Source organism: Bacillus sp. B19-2, assembly GCF_022832475.1.
Taxonomy (GTDB): domain Bacteria; phylum Bacillota; class Bacilli; order Bacillales; family Bacillaceae; genus Bacillus; species Bacillus paralicheniformis.
In genome coordinates this window covers 759,467-778,729 of record NZ_JALHKQ010000001.1, presented here as the reverse complement: position 1 = coordinate 778,729, position 19,263 = coordinate 759,467, and the positions used below count along the sequence as shown (strand labels likewise).

Below are 19,263 nucleotides of genomic sequence, written 5' to 3'. Positions count from 1 at the left end.
GCCGCATTTATAAAGGGATAAAGCCCCGTCTTTAAACGGGACTTTAAATGAGCTTACTGCTTACTATTTATGTAGTTCACAGCGTCACCGACTGTTGCAATCTTTTCAGCATCTTCGTCAGAAATCTCCATATCAAACTCGTCTTCAAGTTCCATGACAAGCTCAACTACATCAAGGGAATCAGCGCCTAAATCCTCTTTAAAAGAAGCTTCAAGAGTGACGTCGGCTTCATCCACGCCAAGGCGGTCTACGATGATTTTTGTTACACGCTCTAATGCGTCTGCCATAGCTATTCACCTCCCCTCAAGTATTATAGTTGATTCGTTTTTAAAAAACCAGAGATAATTCAATTTTTGATTTCGTTTAAACCATAGCCATTCCGCCGTTGATGTTGAGCGTCTGGCCGGTCATGTAGCTCGCATGGTCAGATGCGAGGAAAACAACGGCGCTGCTGATGTCAGACGGATCGCCGAACCGTGCAAGCGGAATCTGCTTCAGCATTTCGTCTTGAATGTCTGTTGTCAGCTTGTCCGTCATTTCCGTCGAAATAAACCCCGGTGCGATTGCATTAACGGTGATGTTTCTAGACGCAAGCTCTTTCGCCAGCGTTTTCGTCAAGCCGATCACGCCTGATTTAGCCGCGACATAGTTGGCCTGCCCGGCGTTACCGACGACGCCTACAACCGAGGTGATGTTGATGATCCGGCCGCTTCTTTGTTTCATCATCTGTCTTGTCACGGCTTTTGAACAATTGAACACACCTTTTAAGTTTATGTTAATGACGTCGTCCCATTCATCTTCTTTCATTCTCATGAACAGATTGTCTTTTGTAATGCCCGCATTGTTGACAAGGATGTCAAGCGAGCCGAAGCGTCCGACCGCTTCCTTTATCATGGCCTGAACCTCATCCGCATTTGAAACGTCCGCTTTAAAGGCAAACGCATCACGGCCGAGCGCTTTGATTTCGTCTACAACTTCGTTCGCTTTCGCTTCATTTCCCGCGTAGTTGACGACGACATTCGCTCCGTTTTTCGCCAGGTCCAGGGCGATCGCGCGGCCGATCCCTCTTGAGGCTCCTGTCACAACGGCTGTTTTATTTTCCAGCATTTTCGTTTTCCTCCTTCAACGTTTGAACGGCAAGTTCAATTGTGTTCGGGTCTGACACGGCAATCGTTTTGACTCTGCGGTTCACTTTCTTTACAAGCCCTGACAAAACCTTTCCGGGACCGATTTCGATGAACGTCGTCACGCCTTCGTCAATCAGGCGGCTGATTGTTTCTTCAAATCGCACAGGGGAATACAGCTGTTCAATCAGTTTATTCTTAATGTCGTCTTTATCCGTTACAAAGTCGGCTGTTACGTTGGAGACGACCGGAATGGCTGCATCTTTGATCTTGCACGCATCAAGAACTTCACGAAGCTTATCAGCTGCAGGCTTCATCAGGTCGGAATGGAACGGCCCGCTGACTTCGAGAGGGATCGCGCGTTTTGCGCCCTTTTCTTTGGCAAGCTCTGAAGCAAGCTCAACGCCTTTAGCTGTTCCCGAGATGACGATCTGCCCGGGGCAGTTCAAATTAGCGAGCTGAACAAGATTTCCTTCTTCAGAAACTTTGTCCGTCACTTCTTTCAGCGCCTGGCTGTCCATCCCGAGAATGGCGGCCATCGCGCCTTCACCTGCCGGCACAGCTTCATTCATAAATTCGCCGCGCTTTCTGACGGCATAAACCGCGTCTTTAAACGACAAGGCGCCGGCAGCTACCAATGCACTGTACTCGCCGAGGCTGTGCCCTGCCGCATAGTCGGCTTTAATGCCGCATTCCTTCAGTTTTTGAAGCGCTGCTGTGCTCGCCGTTAAAAGGCTTGGCTGCGCGTTGTATGTAAGCGTCAGTTCCTTTGCATCCCCTTCAAACATGAGGGTGCTCAGTTTTGTTTCAAGCGTTTGATCCGCTTCTTCAAATATCTTCTTTGCATTCGGTTCTTTTTTATACAATTCGTGTCCCATGCCGATATGCTGCGAACCTTGGCCTGGGAATAGAAAAGCAATCTTGCCCATATGTTAAAACCTCCAGACTATTCATCTGCTTTTTGTTGAATTTTTTCTTCGATAAATGCCGCGACATTTTGGCTGACCATCTCTCTGGCCTGGCGGATCGCGTGATAAACGGCGCGTCCGTCAGATGATCCGTGCGCTTTGATGACGGGCGCCTTTAAGCCGAACAATCCGGCTCCGCCGTATTCAGAGTAATCCATTTTCGTTTTCATTTCTTTCAGCTTCGGCTTCAGCGCAGAGGCGGCGAGCTTCGCCGTGAAGCTCGAAGTCAGCGTCGTTCTCAGCATTTTAAAAATGGACAGCGCCGCACCCTCGACCGTTTTCAAGGCAATGTTACCGGTAAAGCCGTCTGTCACGATGACATCAGCGACTCCCTCCAGCATGTCGCGCGCTTCCACGTTGCCGATGAAGTTCAAATCGGTTTCCTTTAATTTTTGAAAGGTCTGCTTGGCAAGCTCATTTCCTTTTTTGTCTTCGGTTCCGACGTTTAAAAGTCCGATGCGCGGATTTTTGACGCCCAGCACCTGTTCTCCGTAAACAGATCCCATAATGGCGTATTGAACGAGATGTTCGGGCTTGGCGTCCACATTCGCTCCGACATCAAGAAGGAGAAAGCCGTCTCCGGAGACAGTCGGCAATGTCGGCGCCAACGCAGGCCTTTCAATCCCTTCAATCCGGCCGACGATAAAGAGCCCGGCCGTCATAAGCGCTCCGGTGTTTCCGGCGGAAATGCAGGCATCCGCCCTGCCTTCGGCGACTTCCCCGGCCATCAGAACCATCGATGAATTCTTCTTTCTTCTGACGGCTCTGACTGGTTCGTCTGTCGCCTCGATGACTTCTTCCGCATGTTTAACAGTGATCCGCCCGTGTTCCGTTAAATGGGCGGCTATTTTTTCCCGGTCGCCGATCAGCGTGATCTCGAGGTCTTCGAAATCTTCGACCGCTTTCATCACGCCTTCAATAACCGCTTTGGGAGCATTGTCCCCTCCCATGGCATCTACAGCAATTTTCATGACTTACGCGCCACCTTCTATGATTGTTTTGAACGATACATGACAAATTCGCCTGAAAACACAGGCTCTTCGGCAACATAGCTGTTCACTTCAACAACCGTTCTGCCTTTATCTTTATCAAGCTTTACGACTTTCGCTTTTGCAACGACCCGTTCGCCTTGCTTGACCTGCCTGGTAAAGCGGATGTCCGCTTTGGCCGTCAATGCGAGCTCATCGTCGATAAGGGCGACTGCGAGCGAGTTGGCCTGGGCAAACAAATGGTGCCCCCTGGCGATTTGATTTCGGCTGAACACATGCTCCGTTCTGATCTCCAGAATGGAAATCGCGTGCTCATCCAGCTCCAAATCAATGATCTCGCCAATGACCTCGTCGAGCGGGAGAGACTTGACTTCATCTTCAAGAGATTTCTCGGCAACACTTTTGATTCTTTCTCTCAGTTCAGGTATGGAAAGTTCCAAACGGTCCAAGCGAATCGTCTGAATGCTGACGTTAAATTTCTCCGCTAACTCCTCGTCCGTAATAAACGGGGTCGTACGAATCGTCTGCTGCAGCAATTCTTGGCGTTCTCTCTTACTTTTTCTCATGTTTTTAAACACCATCCGCGCAATTATGACTAGGTACTAATAGTAGTATATAATTTCATAGATTGGAATGCAATCTTTCTTTACCCGCCGACGATAAAATTTCACAGGATTCCAGGTCAGCTCAGCTTTTCTCCGTCCATCACCCCGCTGTTGTGCAAGTGTTCCCGCAGGCTTTCATATTCGGCATCCGTCCAGAACGCCTTTGAAGAGACAAGTTCTGCAGCGTCTCTTCTTGCCGTTTCCAGCGCGCGGTAGTCGTGAACCATGTCAGCGACTTTAAACTCCGGCATCCCGCTCTGTTTTTTGCCGAAGAAGTCCCCGGGTCCTCTCAGTTCAAGGTCCTTTTCAGAAAGCTCAAAGCCGTCGGTCGTCTCAGACATGATGCTCATGCGCTCTTTGCCTGTTTCTGATTTCGGGTCTGCCATCAAGATGCAATACGACTGGTGGTCGCCCCGCCCGACCCGGCCTCGAAGCTGGTGGAGCTGGGAAAGGCCGAACCGGTCGGCATCATAGATCAGCATGACCGTTGCATTCGGAACGTTTACCCCGACTTCAACGACGGTTGTGGAAACGAGAATCTGGCATTCGTTTTTGCTGAACTGCCTCATCACCTGTTCTTTCTCGTCATTTGACAGCTTTCCGTGCATAAGGCCGATCTGCCACCTTCCTCTGAAAGCATGGGTCAGCATGCTGTGCACATCGATCGCGTTTTGAACGTCAAGCTTGTCCGATTCTTCAATCAAGGGACAAATCACATATGCCTGTCTGCCTTTTTTCAGTTCTTTTTCGATAAACGCGAGAATTCGTTCGAGCATGTCATGCTTCACCCAATAAGTCTCGATCCGCTTTCGCCCAGCCGGCATTTCATCGATGACGGACACATCCATTTCCCCGAAAACCGTGATCGCCAGTGTTCTCGGAATCGGCGTCGCCGTCATAAACAAGACATCGGGATCTTTCCCTTTGCTTCTCAGTTTTTTTCTTTGCTCGACGCCGAAGCGGTGCTGTTCATCGGTGATCACGAGTCCGAGCTGTTTAAAATGGACATCGTCCTGAATAAGGGCGTGCGTCCCCACCAAAATATCAATTTCTCCTTCTTTTAATCTTTCTAAAAGCTCTCTTCTCCTTTTCCCTTTCACAGAGCTTGTTAAAAGCGCAACATTGACATCGTGCTGCTCAAAGAGGGATACCAATGAATCGGCGTGCTGTTCCGCCAGTATTTCGGTCGGCACCATCATCGCTCCCTGGAATCCTGAAAGCAGCGAGGCGTATAAAGCAATCGCGGCGACGGCCGTTTTGCCTGATCCGACGTCTCCTTGCAAAAGCCGATTCATTTTATACCCTGAAACCATGTCCTTTAATATGTCGTCGAGCGCTTTCGCCTGCGCGTTTGTCAAAGGAAACGGGAGGCTTTTGACAAACGAATTGACGTCTTCCGGCTGAAAGGTGTGGCTGATTCCGTCGGACGCTTCCCGCTCGAACTTCCGCAAAGCCTGCATTTTCAGCTGAAACAGTAAAAATTCTTCATATACAAAGCGGCGCCGCGCATGTTTTAAAGCTTCCCTCGACTCGGGCTTGTGCATCGCCTTTACCGCCTCCTGATAAGACAGAAGTTTATAGGCGGTCCGAAGCTTTTCCGGAAGGGGGTCTTCGGCAGACGGCAAATGGCTGCGGACGGCTTCCTGAATCAATTTTCTCATCGTCTTTACGGTGATGTTTTCTTTGACGGAGTAAACGGGTTCAATCGACTGGTCACCTTGGTGCGGCCCGTTTTTCAACTCCTGCACCATCACGGATTGTCTGTGCTTGTCCCATTTTCCGGTTACGGTAACGATCGAACCGATTGCAAGCTTTTTTTTCAAATAAGGCCTGTTAAAACAAACCGCTGTAATCAAATAGTTTCCGACCAATAGCCGGAACGTGAGGCGGCTCCGCTTTTTCCCGTAATAGGCAAGAGAAGGCTCGCTGTGAACCTTCCCTTCCACCGTCACTCGTTCGTCGTGTGCCACTTCTTCCAAATCGCGCAATTCATAATCGTCATATCGGTACGGGAAGTAGTTTAAAAGATCGAGAACCGTATAGATTCCGAGCTCATTTAACGTTTTTTCCGTTTCCGTCCCGACGCCTTTTATAACAGATATATTAAGTTGCAGATTGTGTTCCACGTGCCGCTGACGCTCCTCCGAATATTTTTTTCTCCAATTCTTTGCCCGTCGGTGTTGCGGCAAGACCGCCCCGGCCTGTTTCCCTCAGCGCCGTCGGCATCGTCTGCCCGATTTTGTACATCGCATCGATCACTTCATCGCATGGAATGCGGCTTGTAATGCCGGCAAGCGCCATATCAGCCGCGACCATCGCGTTTGCTGCGCCCATCGCGTTCCGCTTCACACACGGCACCTCGACGAGCCCTGCGACAGGATCGCAGACTAGACCGAGTACGTTTTTTAAAGCGATCGCCATCGCTTCGGCGCACTGTTGAGGGGTTCCGCCCGCCATTTCGACGATGGCGGCAGCCGCCATGCCCGAGGCCGAGCCGACTTCAGCCTGACAGCCTCCTGCGGCTCCCGAAATGCTCGCATTGTTGGCAACGACGAATCCGAACGCTCCCGATGTAAATAAAAAGCGGACCATCTGCTCTTTCGTCGGCTGAAGTTTCTCTTTTACCGCAAAAAGCGTCCCCGGGACAACGCCGGCCGATCCGGCTGTCGGCGTTGCGCAAATCGTTCCCATCGCAGCGTTGACTTCATTTGTCGCAACCGCTTTGCTGACAGCGTCAAGGATGACATCCCCTGACAGCCCTTTGCCCGATTTGAGGTAGGCTTGAAGCTTAACGGCGTCTCCGCCCGTCAATCCGGAGTGCGACACGACGCCTTCAACACCTTTTTGAACGGCATCTTCCATCACGGCCAAGTTGGCCTCCATCTGCTCGAATATTTCTTCCCGCGTCCGGCCTGACACCTCGATCTCCTGCGTGATCATGATTTCAGAGATGGACACGTTCTTCTCTTTTGTCAAATGAATTAATTCTTTCACATTTCGAAACATATCGTCTCACCCTCCTTTTAGTCAGCGATCTGGGTCACCTCAATGATGTTCGGCAGCGCTCTCAATTCTTCAAAAACAGCCGGATCGATCGTTTGATCGACCTCAATCGTCATGAGCGCTTCCTGGCCGACGTCTTTGCGGGCCACTTCCATATGGCCGATGTTGATTGCGAACTTCGCAAGCACATTGGCTACGCCTGCAATCGTTCCGTAGCGGTCGTTATGGACGACTAAAATAGCGGGGTGATTACCCGACAATCTGAGTTCAAAGCCGTTCAGCTCAATGATTTCGATTTTCCCTCCGCCGATTGAGATGCCTGCGAGTTCAAGGGAGCCTTCATCATCAGAGATGAGGATGCGGGCTGTATTGGGATGCTTCGGAACCGCTTCTTCTTCCCGAAACTCGATGGCGATTCCCTTTTCTTCGGCTAGGCGGATCGAATCTTTGATTCTTTCATCAAATGTATCAAAATCCAAAAGGCCGCCGATGATCGCAACATCTGTTCCATGTCCTTTATACGTCTCGGCAAAAGAACCGTACAATGACACAACGATTTGTTTCGGCTCCCTTCCAAACACGCTTCTGGCGACTCTGCCAATTCTGGCCGCGCCGGCCGTATGAGAACTTGACGGACCGATCATGACGGGCCCGATAATATCAAACACACTTCTGTACTTCATCCTTATCCCCCTTTTACACACAGATTCCCCCGCTGTACGGAGGAAAAAAAGCCGTTTTTTTTAGACTAATCGATCATTCCCTAATTGGCAAGCAGACAACGCCCGAACGGCGGCTGCTTTAAAAAAAGCCAAAAGAAGAGAAGGGCTTTTATCATCATGCCCTTCTGCCTTTGATCGATTATTCAACAGCCAGAATGTAGGAATACAGCGGCTGTTTACCGTCGTGCACTTCCACTTCAACGTCTTCGTACGTCTCGCTGATAAAGGCTGCGAGTTCTTCGGCCTCTTCTTCCGGCGCGTCTTCCCCTTTGATCACAGTGACGATTTCACTGTCTTCATCGATCATGCCTGCGAGCAGCTTTTTCGCTGCTGTTAACTGGTCAGATGCCGTCTCAACGATTTTCCCGTTTAAGATGCCCATAAAATCGCCTTTTTTTATATCGATGCCGTCAATGTTTGTGTCTCTGACCGCATAGGTGATTTGTCCGCTTTTCACCTCGCCGATCGAACCGAGCATCGCGGCTTCGTTCTCGTCCGCTCCAAGGGCCGGGTTGAATGCGAGCAGTGCGGCCATCCCTTGAGGAACGGTCTTCGTCGGGATGACAATCACATGCTGTCCGGCAACATCCGCGGCCTGGTTCGCCGCCATGACAATGTTTGAATTATTCGGCAGAATCACGACCGTGTCTGCATTGGCGTCTTTGATCGCCTGAACGATGTCTTCCGTGCTCGGATTCATCGTCTGACCGCCTTCTATGACCTTTGTGGCGCCGATGCTTTCGAAAAGCTCGGCGATCCCTTCTCCCATAGCAACTGTGACGATACCGTACAGCTGTTTTTCTGCCGGCGCTTTTTCAGCCGGTGCAGCTGTCTCCTGTTTGTTCTGACTGAGAATCGCGGTATGCTGTTCTCTCATATTTTCGATTTTCATGTTGATGAGGCTGCCGTATTTTTGCGCATAAGTCATGACTTCCCCTGGATATTCGGCATGGATGTGCACCTTGGCGATATTTTCGTCTGAGACGACGAGCAGCGAATCACCGAAGCCGCTTAAATCCTGGCGGAACGCATCTTCATTAAAGTTTCTTTTGCCGCTGTCAAGCTTCACCATAAACTCCGTGCAATAGCCGAATTCGATGTCTTCTGTGTTCATGTGGCTTTGAGCGTTTTTATGGTGCTCCGCGCTGACAAGATCATTCAATGACGGAAGTGCGGCCGCTTTTTCAGAAAGCTTTTCTCCCTTTAAAGAAGCGAGAAACCCTTCATACACGTAAAGAAGCCCTTTTCCGCCGCTGTCGACGACACCGACTTCCTTTAAAACCGGAAGCAGCTCAGGCGTCCGCTCCAATGAAGCCTCCGCTTCATTCACGACGGCTTCCATCACCTTGATGATATCGGTTTCAGTTTGAGCGGTGAGCACTGCTTTTTTTGCCGCATCTTTGGCAACCGTCAAGATCGTGCCTTCGACAGGCTTCATGACGGCCTTGTAGGCGGTGTCCACTCCGGCCTGAAACGCGGCGGCAAATTCTTTCGCGTTAATTTCCGATTTTTGTTCAATCGATTTGCCAAAGCCTCTGAACAGCTGGGATAAAATGACGCCCGAGTTTCCCCGCGCTCCCATCAGAAGCCCTCTTGACAGGCTTTGTGCCACTTTGCCGATATTGGCGGCATCGATCTGCTCCACTTCTTTTGCACCGGATGTCATCGACAGATTCATGTTCGTTCCTGTATCTCCGTCCGGAACCGGAAATACGTTTAACGCATCAACTACATTTGCGTTTTGAGACAGATGGCGTGCGCCGTACAGAACCATTTCTGCAAAAGCTTTTCCATCCAGATTTCGTATAGACACTCTTGTTTTCCTCCTAACTACGGGTTCGTCACTCGTACTCCTTGAACGTAAATATTTACGGAATCCACTGCAAGACCCACTGTATGGTCGAGCGTATATTTGACTTTTGTTTGAACATTATGTGCCACTTCTGAAATTTTTGTTCCGTAGCTGACAATGATGTACATGTCAATATGAATACGATCTTCTTCTTGGCGGACGATGATGCCTCTTGCAAAGTTTTCTTTTCTGAGGATTTCAGTCAGTCCGTCTTTAATTTGGTTCTTGGATGCCATACCTACGATCCCGTAGCAGTCGATCGCTGCGCCTCCCGCAACCATGGCGACCACTTCGTTTGATATATCAATCTGTCCGTATTTTGTTCGGAATTCAATGGACACGTTGGTTCCTCCTTTTCGAGTCTCGCTTCTGACCTCTGGTTAACATCATTCTACTATAAGGACCTTCTTTTTAAAAGAACAGGCAGGCTTCTCTCCAAACCTAACCCTACTTATACTACAGCGCGTTCATTTTTTCAAGATGTCAAGGAATTTTTCTTGAAAGCAGAGTAATCAATAGTTGCAAACGGTTTTTAGCTGTGGTAAATTATTAAAGTATCTGAAGCATCACAGGTGATCAACTGATAATGAATGATGATGTTTTTTTTGATAGTTAGGAGGGAAACAAATGGCACGTAAATGCGTTATTACAGGCAGAAAATCACGTTCTGGCAACTCTCGTTCTCACGCGATGAACGCTTCTAAACGCACATGGGGCGCTAACGTTCAAAAAGTGCGCATCCTTGTGAACGGCAAGCCTAAAAAAGTATATGTATCTGCTCGAGCTTTGAAATCTGGAAAAGTTGAGCGTGTATAAGAAAAAATAAACGCCTGCCAAGAGCGACTGTACGCTTTAGGCAGGCGTTTTTTCGTTCTTTTGCCATCCGGGGAGAGCCCTATGACCCGCTCCGCAAAAAAAGCGCACCCGGCGCTTCTTAGTCTTTGCGAAACGAGCCAAGCATCGCCCGGACGATTCCCCCTAAAAACTTCGGTAATTTAATGGTGTAAAATTTCATTCCCTTCCCTCCTCAAAGAGTCCGCAACCGCATCCACCTTCAACATCGGATCCCATACACAAAGCGAGCGGAAGCGCCAGGATATTTAATCAGTGCTTCTTATCATTATTAATATGCCTTCAGAAAACGAAAAAGCACCTTGTGAATGGATGAGTTCGTTACTAATACATAGTGTCGAACCGAGAGCAATATGACACTTATTTAAAGAATACTTAAATCCTTCGAGGGAAAGGTTTTTTACCGTCTCCGTAAACGGCAGGAATGAAATGTACGGTTTTGTTAGATCATGCATGACGGTGTAGGAACCTGGGGGATGCATGCTGATCGTATTTTGGCGGTCGATCATGATGGTCTTGACGTTTTGCTTGATCGCGGTGTAAAGGAGATGCAGATTCCCGAGAAAATGGTCTGCTCTGCCTCCCGAAATGCCGAACATTCTGATGAATGAAGGCCGCTGTTCGACGGCCCAGCTCAACGCAAGATCCAAATCCGTCTGATCTTTTTCCGCCTGATAAATATGGAGGCGGGGAGCGGCCTTTTCAATCGCTTTTTTTTGCTCGTCTGTGATGCTGTCAAAATCCCCGAACGCTTCATCAGGCACGATCCCCGCTTCCAAAAGGGTGACAGCGCCTCTGTCAACCCCGACCCAAAGCGCCTCCCCGTCCTGATACTGCAGCAAGTCGGGAATGAGATGATCAGGGCCTCCCGCTACAATATTGATCGTTTTCATCGCATTGTCCTTTCTGTGAACGCCCTAAAAAAAGAGCGCAGCTTGAGAAAGCCGGCTCTTCTTCATCGTGAAACCTTACCCAAGCGCACCTTTTATATCGGAAATGGCTTTTTTCCGGTCTTTTTCGTTATAAACGGCAGAGCCCGCAACAAGCAGGTTCGCTCCCGCTTCGATACACTGTCTTGCCGTCATTTTGTTAACGCCGCCGTCCACTTCAATCAGCAGGTCGGCGAGCCCTTTTTGTTCGGCCATCTCCTTGACCTGCCTGATTTTCGGCAGGACTGAGGAAATAAACGACTGTCCGCCGAAGCCCGGGTTCACTGTCATCAATAGTACGAGATCAAGGTCTTCAAGCACATGCTCGATCTGCTGCACAGGGGTATGCGGATTCAAGACGACACCTGCTTTGACTCCTTGCTCTTTGATGAGCTGGATCGTCCTGTGAAGGTGCGGGCACGCTTCAACATGGACGGACAAAATATCGGCGCCCGCTTTTGCAAAAGCAGGTATATAGCGGTCAGGCGCTTCGATCATTAAATGAACGTCGAGCGGAAGTTCAGTGATCGGGCGGACGGCTTCCACTACAAGCGGCCCGATGGTCAGATTGGGAACGAAATGGCCGTCCATTACATCGATGTGGATGAAATCGGCGCCGCCTTGTTCAACATCCCGAATCTCTTCCCCTAGACGGGCAAAATCGGCGGAAAGAATCGAAGGAGCAACATATACCATATCTTAATACCTCGGCTTTCTATCTTTGATCTCTGTTAAAAATTCAACATAATGGTCGTAGCGATACTGTGTGATTTCACCGTTTTCCACGGCGCGTTTGACGGCGCAGTTCGGCTCTTTCATATGCAGGCACCCGCGGAACTTGCATTCGGCGCTTTTTTCGCCGATTTCCAAAAACGCAGACCCTAAATCTTCAGCTTCAATACCGGCAAACTCAAGCGAGCTGAAGCCCGGGGTGTCCGCGACGAGCCCGCCGTTTATATCGATCAGCTCGACATGGCGGGTCGTATGCTTTCCCCTTCCCAAGTGAGCGGAAATCCCGGCGGTTTTCAGTTCAAGGTCGGGGCTGATCGCATTTAAAAGCGAAGACTTGCCCACGCCGGACTGGCCGGCGAATACGGTGATTTTATCTTGAAAATGGGAGACGATGTCATCGATGCCGCTTCCGTTTTTCATCGATGTCAGATAGACGCTGTACCCGATGTTCCGGTAGTCTTCGGCATATTGCTGAATCCGCTCTTTGAGCGCGTCATCATCCACGAGGTCCATTTTCGTAATGCAGATGATCGGCCTGATGTCACCCGCCTCAACCAGCACTAGAAAACGATCCAATAGCGACGTGCTGAATGTCGGCTTCTTTGCCGAAAACACGAGAACCGCCTGATCCACGTTGCTGATCGGGGGTCTGACCAATTCATTGAATCTGTCTTTAATTTCGAGAATGTAGCCTTCTTTATCGTTTTCGGCCTGGTAGACGACATCGTCGCCGACGAGAGGGGTGACTTTATTTTTTCTGAAAACCCCTCTTCCCCTGCACTGAATGATCTGGTCGCCATCCAAAACATAGTAAAATCCGCTTAATGCTTTAATGATTTTGCCCTCAGGCATATTGCACCTCCCTTATTCATCCTCAGGATATTCAATCGTTTTTGACCTGACTACTTTATCGTTGATCGTTACTTGATAATACCCTTTTTGGCCGGGCGCAATCCTGAATTTGATCGTCCGCTCTGCCGGCGCCGTGATTTTGAAATTTTCGTAGACGTCGGAAATGCTGTGTTCTTCATCATCGATCGAAATTTGGACGTTTTGTTCTTCGCCCTCCGCTCCCGGTTCATAAGGGATATCAATTTTCTCGGTCACCGTTTTGACGGGTTTTTTCTCAGGTCCGAGCGAAAACGTAACCTCGACTTTGTCTCCCGGCTTGACGGATGCCCCCGCCCCCGGCTTTTGTTTGATGACCTGACCTTCCGGCACATCTTCAGAATGCGCCTCCTTTTCGACAAGGACAAGCTGATGGTCGTCCAAATAGCCCGAAGCCGCCTGTTTGCTGTATGTTTTTAAATCCCTTAAAGTAATGGCTTCCGGACCGAGGCTGACCGTTAATTTGATCTCGTCGTCGGCGGCAACGATTTCGGTGCCGGCTGCAGGGTCCTGTTCGATGATGGTGCCCGCTTCTTCTTCATGGTGCACTTCTTCTGTCTTGATGTTTTTAAAGCCTTTTTGTTCGAGAAGCTTTTTAGCGGCGTCGACTTTCTGGCCGACCACATCTTCCACTTCTGTTTTCTCTTTGCCTGAGCTTTTATAAAGCTTGACAGTTGAGCCTTCCTTTACAATATCGCCGGCTGCAGGGTCCGTTTTCACGATCATCCCTTCTTCAATTTTATCGTCGGCAATGTCTTCAGCATTAGGATCCACTTCAAACCCTTCGTCTTCAAGCTTGACGACGGCTTCTTCATACTCGAGGCCGGCTACGTCGGGAACTGCTACGTCTTTTGGAATAAAGAGCGACGGAAACACCGTTAAAGCCAAGACGGCTGACACAGCGAGAACGAAAAACACCGTCAGCAATATAAGCGGCCATTTCTTTCTTTTTTTCTTCTTGTTTGCTTTTGCCTGCTTCTTCTTTTCTTTTTTTGATAACGGAGCCGCTTCCGCTTCTCCGTCGCCGGACTTGTGGCTGCTCTCGTCTTCCGGCAGGTTTTTGATGATCGGAACAGCTTTCGTCATCTCATCATCAGATGGAATCGTGAATCGCTTTTCGTTGAGCCTGTCCGGGTCGAAAGCCGTTTTTAAATCGGATTCCATCTCTTCGGCCGCTTCATAGCGGTGGAATGGATCTTTTGCCATCGCTTTCAGGACGATGTTTTCTATGCTTTGCGGCACGGCCGGGTTCCACCTTTTCACCGACGGCGTTTCTGATTGCAGATGCTTCAGCGCGATGCTGACCGCCGATTCTCCTTCAAACGGCATACGCGCCGTCAGCAGCTCGAAAAGCACGATGCCGAGCGAGTAGATATCGGATTTTTTCGTAGACAATCCGCCTCTCGCCTGTTCGGGCGACAAATAATGGACAGAGCCCAAAACCGAGTTGGTGTGCGTGATGGTCGTCGAGCTGAGCGCCATGGCGATGCCGAAATCGGTCACTTTAATGTGGCCCATATGGTCGATCAAAATGTTATGGGGCTTAATATCCCGGTGAACAATCTGGTTATCATGGGCGTGTGCGATGGCGGATACGATCTGCTCCATGATTTGGACCGCTTCTTTCGGATGAAGCGGGCCTGTTCGGTTTATGTATTCTTTCAGGGTCATCCCCTCGACGTACTCCATCACGATATAATAGATGTCATCTTCTTCTCCGACATCGTAAATGCTGACGATATTCGGGTGGTCGAGGCTTGCAGCGGACTGCGCTTCCCTTCTGAACCGCCTGATAAAATCGGCATCGTGAACGAAGTCAAACCGCAGCACTTTTATCGCGACTTCACGGTCGAGGATGATGTCCAGCGCTAAATAAACGTTCGCCATCCCCCCGCCGCCGATGGCGCGCAGGATTTCATAACGTCCGCTGATCCGTCTGCCGATTAACACTTGTCTTCACCTTCTTCTATTTGAGAAGGAAGTTCCAATAGCGCGACGGTGATATTGTCTTCGCCGCCGTTGTCATTGGCCAGCTGAACGAGCTGTTCCGCTTTTTCCTCCGCAGAAGAAAGAGCTGTGAGCATATCCTTCAGTGTCTCATCATCTACTTTATTCGTCAGCCCGTCAGAGCATAATAGAACTTGATCGCCTGGTTCGATTTCAAAAGTATGGGCTTCAACCTTCACTTCCGGATCTGTGCCGAGCGCTTTTGTCAGCACGTTCTTCCGCGGATGGTGTTCGGCATCCTCCTTCGAAATCCCCCCTGTCCGCACGAGTTCATTGACAAGCGAGTGATCTTCCGTCAGCTGTATGAAATGGCCGTCTTGCAGGAGATAGCAGCGGCTGTCTCCGATATGGGCGACTGTCAGCGTTTTTCCCGTGTATAAAGCGCAGACGACTGTTGTTCCCATTCCCTGACACTCTTCATGCGCCCTCGAATGGTCGAAAAGTTTTTGGTTGACGGCTGAAATCTGCTCTTTCAGCCACGCTTCGCATTCAGCCGGCGAAGCCGGGACTTCTTCGGTTTCCTCCCAGATATCCCGAAGGGCTGAGACGGCCATCCTGCTGGCGACATCGCCGGCCAGATGACCTCCCATTCCATCGCAGACAACAGCTAAAACCAGTCCGTTTTTTTCTGTGAAAATGCCGGCATCGTCTTCATTGTGCTGGCGTATTTTTCCCCTGTCCGTTTTTAAGGCTGTTTTCAACCTTGATTCACCTCGTCTCTTCTTGGCGCTCCTTTGCACGAAGCTGTCCGCAGGCAGCGTCAATATCATGGCCTTGCTCTCTTCTGATCGTGACATTTACTCCATGAGACTTTAATGTTTTTTCAAAGGCGAAAATCTGTTCTTTCGGTGTTCTGACATAGTCTCGTTCAGGTACATAGTTGACCGGAATCAAGTTGACGTGGCATTTGATTCCTTTTAGCAATTCTGCCAGCTCTTCCGCGTGTTCAACCTGATCGTTGACACCGCCGAAAAGCCCGTATTCAAACGTAACCCTTCTGCCGGTTTTCTTAATGTAGTAATCGACCGCTTTCATCAGCTCCGGAAGCTTGTAGGCTCTGTTGATCGGCATCAGCCGGCTTCTGATCTCGGTGTTCGGCGCGTGCAGGGAAATCGCAAAGTTGATCTGCAGCTTCTCGTCTGCAAACTCATAGATTTTCGGAATGATCCCGCTCGTTGATACGGTGATATGGCGTGCCCCGATATTCAGCCCTTTATCATGGTTGACGATTTTCAGGAATGCAAGCATTTCCTGAAAATTATCGAACGGCTCGCCGATTCCCATAATGACGATTGAACTGACGCGTTCATCTGTTTCATCAAGCGCCTGCTGCACTTTGACAACCTGAGCGACGATCTCTCCGGCTTCCAGGTTCCGCTTTAAGCCGCCGAGGGTCGACGCGCAAAACGTACAGCCGATTCGGCAGCCCACCTGTGTCGTTACACAAACAGAATTGCCATATTCGTGCCGCATTAATACGGTTTCGATCGTGTAGCCGTCATGAAGCTCGAATAAAAACTTCATCGTTCCATCTTGTGAAGTCTGCTTGACGGCCGTTTTCAGCGTCGTTAATACGAAATGCTCGTTCAGCTTTGTCCGCAGCTCTTTTGAAAGGTTTGTCATCTTTTCAAATGACGTGACTCTCTTTTCGTAAAGCCATTCGAATATTTGCGCGGCGCGGAAAGGCTTTTCGCCGTTTTCCGAAAGCCAGTTTTTCAGTTCTTCTATTTCAAAAGAATAGATGGACGGTCTTTCTGTCCGCAATTCTTTTCTCACTTTTTGTTTCGATTCCATTATTGTGATCCCTTCTTTCTCATGCTGCAAATAAAGAAGCCGTCCGTTCCAAAGTAGTGGGGAAGGATTTGAATGCTTCCATCCTTGACATATGGCGCCGCTTTTTCGGGCAGCCGCTCGGCGAGGGTGGGGTCTGCTTCAAATTCGTCGTGTTCTTTCAAAAAAGCATGCATGACTTGTTCATTTTCGGTCGGGTCCATTGTGCATGTGCTGTAGACCAATGTCCCGCCTGTTTTCAATAAAGGTGCGATTTCGTTTAAAATCGCCAGCTGAATCCCGGCGAGACGCGCGCTGTCTTCGGGCGTTTTGCTGTATTTGAGATCCGGTTTTCTGCGGATGACACCGAAGCCCGAACACGGAGCGTCGACGAGAATCCGGTCAAACTGCTCCGGTTCGAAGGCTTCGCCGGCTTTTCTGGCATCCAGCGCCCTTGCTTCAATGTTGGAAAGCCCGATCCGGCCTGCCGCTTCTTTGATCAGCTTTACTTTATGCTGATGAAGGTCAAGGGAAACGACCTTTCCCGTATCTTCGAGCAGTTCGCCGATATGAGTGGATTTTCCTCCCGGCGCTGCGCAGGCGTCCAACACCGTTTCTCCCCGTTCAGGACCGAGGGCTCTCGCTACCAGCATTGAGCTTTCATCTTGTATGGTGACTTCGCCTTCTTTGAAAAAAGGAGTGGACGCAATCGTTCCTTTTTGCAGTTTGACAGCGTCTTCGGACAAGTCGCCTTCTTCCGCCTCAATCCCCGCTCCATTCAGGCGGGAAAGAAGCGTATCCCGGTCGTGTTTCAGCCTGTTGACGCGGATCGTCTGCTTCGGCGGGATCATGTGAATCCGGCAGATTTGTTCTGCCGCTTCGAACCCGTAGGCATCCGTCCATTCTCTGACAAGCCATTCCGGATGGCTTGTCTCAACCGCAAGGCGTTCAATCGGGTCGGCAATATCGGCAAAAGAAGGCACGCCTTCCCTCTGCACGGAGCGCAGAACGCCGTTAACAAATGAAGAAATTCCTTTATGCCCGCGTTTTTTAGCGATTTCAACAGCTTCAAAAAGGGCGGCCCGGTCAGGGATTTTCTCCAGGTATTCCATCTGGTACAGCGACATTCTCAACAGATGGATGACCCAGTCTTTCACCTTTTCCGGCTTTTTAATAAACGGCTTCAGCATATAATCGAGCGCCAGCTTGTTTTGAAGGGTGCCGTAAACGAGCTCTGTCAAAAGGCCTCTGTCTTTGTCGCTTAAATCGTTCGCTTTCATGACAGACTGAAGCAACAGATTGCTGTATGCCTGATTCTGGTCAAGCTTAATCAGTGCATCAAGCGCGACTTCTCTCACATTATTTTTCATCGTTATGCCCCAATTTCATTCCGGCTTGAAGACCCGCGCCCCTGACAAAATCTTCGGCCTTCATTCTTTTTTTGCCGGCAGGCTGCACTTCCGTTAATTTTAACGCGGTGTCATTTCCGGCAGCGACGACAATGCCGTCTTTATCAACGGAGACGATCTCTCCAGGCTCTGCCTGTTTTAAGGTTTCGCATTTTTTCGCAGCCCATACTTTCAGCGTCTGGCCGCTTAAAACCGTGTATGCGACAGGCCAAGGATTCAAGCCCCTGACTTGGTTGTACAGGACTTCGCCGGGCTTTGACCAGTCGATCAGTTCCTGTTCGCGTTTAATGTTCGGCGCGTATGTCGCTTCCCGTTCATCCTGTTTTTCCGGGGTTATCGAACCGTCAATGACCTTCGGAACCGTTTCGGAAAGAAGCTCAGCCCCGGCTTTGCTCAGCTTGTCGTGGAGCGTGCCGACATTATCGGTTTCTTCGATGTCAACTTCAACTTTTGCAAGCATATCGCCTGCATCCAATTTTTCGACCATGTACATGATCGTCACGCCTGTTTTCTCTTTGCCTTCCAGAATGGCGTAATGGATCGGGGCTCCTCCGCGCAGCTCGGGCAGAAGAGAGGCATGGACATTGATACAGCCGTATTTCGGATAATCGAGGAGCTTTTTCGGCAGGATCTGTCCGAATGCCGCCGTTACAATTAGATCGGGTTCAAGCGCCAAAATCTTGTCCGTCTCCGCTTCTTCCCTCACTTTTTCAGGCTGGAGCACGGGAATGCCGCGGCGCAGCGCTTCCTCCTTGACAGGCGGAGGGGTCATCACTTTTTTTCTGCCTTTCGGGCGGTCAGGCTGTGTGACGACACCCACCACCTCATAGCCGTCATCAATCAATGTGCTGAGCACCGGGACGGAAAAATCCGGCGTTCCCATAAAAACGATCCTTGTCATCCAATCATCCTTCCATTTCCTCAAGTTCTTCCGCATCATAATAGCGCGTTACTTTTGATGTGAATAAAATACCGTCCAAATGGTCGATTTCATGCAGCAGCGCCCGCGCCAAAAAGCCTTCAGCTTCAATCATGAACGGTTTTCCGCGGCGGTCGAACGCCTTGACCTTTACATAATCCGAACGCTTCACTTCACCGTATAGATCGGGAAAGCTCAAACAGCCTTCAGGACCCGTTTGTTCACCGCTCTCTTCGACGACCTCCGGGTTGACCAGTTCAATTCTGCCCGTGTCATCGCCGATATCGACGACTGCCGCTCTTTTTGAAACGCCGATTTGCGGGGCGGCAAGTCCGACTCCGTCCAGCTCAAGCATCGTATCGTACATATTGTCGAGCAGTTTCTTTAATGATTTATCAAAAGACGCAACGGGTTCGGCAGGGGTTTCAAGAACCTCCGCCGGATACGTTACGATCGGTTTTACTGCCAATCTAGAAGCCCTCCATCACACTGTT

At 49.9% G+C, this 19,263-nt stretch carries 21 protein-coding genes; 1 reads left to right on the top strand and 20 read right to left on the bottom strand.

What is annotated here, in order from left to right; all coding sequences use genetic code 11:
- Window positions 1-53: 53 nt before the first annotated feature.
- The 10 genes from acpP to MST20_RS04000 all read right to left on the bottom strand — a co-directional run bounded on the left by acpP (window position 54) and on the right by MST20_RS04000 (window position 9,604).
- Complete coding sequence (gene acpP / locus MST20_RS04045) at window positions 54-287, bottom strand: acyl carrier protein (protein ID WP_003181706.1); 234 nt, start codon at window positions 285-287, stop codon at window positions 54-56.
- 76 nt (window positions 288-363) lie between these two features.
- Entirely contained in the window at window positions 364-1,107 is a 744-nt protein-coding gene (gene fabG / locus MST20_RS04040; RefSeq protein ID WP_243940266.1) for a 3-oxoacyl-[acyl-carrier-protein] reductase, read from the bottom strand.
- The gene (gene fabD / locus MST20_RS04035; protein WP_243940264.1) at window positions 1,094-2,053 is read right to left on the bottom strand and encodes an ACP S-malonyltransferase; all 960 of its coding nucleotides are present in this window, start codon (window positions 2,051-2,053) and stop codon (window positions 1,094-1,096) included. Before fabD ends, fabG begins: the two co-directional genes overlap by 14 nt.
- Before the next feature lie 17 nt (window positions 2,054-2,070).
- Window positions 2,071-3,063 (bottom strand): phosphate acyltransferase PlsX, encoded by a 993-nt coding sequence (gene plsX / locus MST20_RS04030; RefSeq protein ID WP_243940262.1) that lies wholly within the window; start codon window positions 3,061-3,063, stop codon window positions 2,071-2,073.
- Between the two features lie 17 nt (window positions 3,064-3,080).
- Window positions 3,081-3,647, bottom strand: coding sequence for a transcription factor FapR (gene fapR / locus MST20_RS04025; protein WP_020451360.1), 567 nt, complete (start codon window positions 3,645-3,647; stop codon window positions 3,081-3,083).
- A gap of 116 nt (window positions 3,648-3,763) precedes the next feature.
- Window positions 3,764-5,812 (bottom strand): ATP-dependent DNA helicase RecG, encoded by a 2,049-nt coding sequence (gene recG / locus MST20_RS04020; RefSeq protein ID WP_243940260.1) that lies wholly within the window; start codon window positions 5,810-5,812, stop codon window positions 3,764-3,766.
- Window positions 5,790-6,692, bottom strand: coding sequence for an L-serine ammonia-lyase, iron-sulfur-dependent, subunit alpha (gene sdaAA, locus MST20_RS04015; RefSeq protein ID WP_243940258.1), 903 nt, complete (start codon window positions 6,690-6,692; stop codon window positions 5,790-5,792). Before sdaAA ends, recG begins: the two co-directional genes overlap by 23 nt.
- Before the next feature lie 17 nt (window positions 6,693-6,709).
- On the bottom strand, window positions 6,710-7,372 hold the full coding sequence (gene sdaAB, locus MST20_RS04010) for an L-serine ammonia-lyase, iron-sulfur-dependent subunit beta (RefSeq protein ID WP_152848014.1): 663 nt from the start codon (window positions 7,370-7,372) through the stop codon (window positions 6,710-6,712).
- Window positions 7,373-7,550: 178 nt separating this feature from the next.
- Window positions 7,551-9,224: a DAK2 domain-containing protein gene (locus tag MST20_RS04005; RefSeq protein ID WP_243940256.1), complete on the bottom strand. Its 1,674-nt coding sequence runs from the start codon at window positions 9,222-9,224 to the stop codon at window positions 7,551-7,553.
- 17 nt (window positions 9,225-9,241) lie between these two features.
- A complete protein-coding gene (locus MST20_RS04000) occupies window positions 9,242-9,604 on the bottom strand; it encodes an Asp23/Gls24 family envelope stress response protein (RefSeq protein ID WP_243940255.1) in 363 nt (120 codons plus the stop codon).
- Between the two features lie 286 nt (window positions 9,605-9,890).
- Here MST20_RS04000 and rpmB point away from each other — a divergent pair, with 286 nt between their 5' ends.
- Complete coding sequence (gene rpmB, locus MST20_RS03995; RefSeq protein ID WP_003181685.1) at window positions 9,891-10,079, top strand: 50S ribosomal protein L28; 189 nt, start codon at window positions 9,891-9,893, stop codon at window positions 10,077-10,079.
- 118 nt (window positions 10,080-10,197) lie between these two features.
- Here rpmB and spoVM read toward each other — a convergent pair whose 3' ends face one another.
- From spoVM to def, 10 genes are all read right to left on the bottom strand, one after another.
- The gene (spoVM, locus tag MST20_RS03990) at window positions 10,198-10,278 is read right to left on the bottom strand and encodes a stage V sporulation protein SpoVM (protein ID WP_003221545.1); all 81 of its coding nucleotides are present in this window, start codon (window positions 10,276-10,278) and stop codon (window positions 10,198-10,200) included.
- Window positions 10,279-10,363: 85 nt separating this feature from the next.
- Window positions 10,364-11,008, bottom strand: coding sequence for a thiamine diphosphokinase (locus MST20_RS03985; protein WP_243940253.1), 645 nt, complete (start codon window positions 11,006-11,008; stop codon window positions 10,364-10,366).
- Between the two features lie 75 nt (window positions 11,009-11,083).
- Complete coding sequence (gene rpe, locus MST20_RS03980; RefSeq protein WP_039072720.1) at window positions 11,084-11,740, bottom strand: ribulose-phosphate 3-epimerase; 657 nt, start codon at window positions 11,738-11,740, stop codon at window positions 11,084-11,086.
- 3 nt (window positions 11,741-11,743) lie between these two features.
- Window positions 11,744-12,628 (bottom strand): ribosome small subunit-dependent GTPase A, encoded by an 885-nt coding sequence (rsgA, locus tag MST20_RS03975; protein WP_243940251.1) that lies wholly within the window; start codon window positions 12,626-12,628, stop codon window positions 11,744-11,746.
- Between the two features lie 12 nt (window positions 12,629-12,640).
- Entirely contained in the window at window positions 12,641-14,614 is a 1,974-nt protein-coding gene (gene pknB, locus MST20_RS03970; RefSeq protein ID WP_243940249.1) for a Stk1 family PASTA domain-containing Ser/Thr kinase, read from the bottom strand.
- Window positions 14,608-15,372 carry a Stp1/IreP family PP2C-type Ser/Thr phosphatase gene (locus MST20_RS03965; RefSeq protein WP_243940247.1) on the bottom strand — a complete coding sequence of 255 codons (765 nt, stop codon included), beginning with the start codon at window positions 15,370-15,372 and terminating at the stop codon, window positions 14,608-14,610. The genes pknB and MST20_RS03965 overlap by 7 nt, the downstream gene beginning before the upstream one ends.
- 7 nt (window positions 15,373-15,379) lie before the next feature.
- Window positions 15,380-16,465: a dual-specificity RNA methyltransferase RlmN gene (rlmN, locus tag MST20_RS03960; protein WP_279599903.1), complete on the bottom strand. Its 1,086-nt coding sequence runs from the start codon at window positions 16,463-16,465 to the stop codon at window positions 15,380-15,382.
- Complete coding sequence (rsmB, locus tag MST20_RS03955) at window positions 16,465-17,811, bottom strand: 16S rRNA (cytosine(967)-C(5))-methyltransferase RsmB (protein ID WP_243940245.1); 1,347 nt, start codon at window positions 17,809-17,811, stop codon at window positions 16,465-16,467. Before rsmB ends, rlmN begins: the two co-directional genes overlap by 1 nt.
- Window positions 17,801-18,751 (bottom strand): methionyl-tRNA formyltransferase, encoded by a 951-nt coding sequence (fmt, locus tag MST20_RS03950; RefSeq protein WP_243940243.1) that lies wholly within the window; start codon window positions 18,749-18,751, stop codon window positions 17,801-17,803. The genes rsmB and fmt overlap by 11 nt, the downstream gene beginning before the upstream one ends.
- A gap of 4 nt (window positions 18,752-18,755) precedes the next feature.
- The gene (gene def / locus MST20_RS03945; protein WP_243940241.1) at window positions 18,756-19,238 is read right to left on the bottom strand and encodes a peptide deformylase; all 483 of its coding nucleotides are present in this window, start codon (window positions 19,236-19,238) and stop codon (window positions 18,756-18,758) included.
- Window positions 19,239-19,263: the final 25 nt, after the last annotated feature.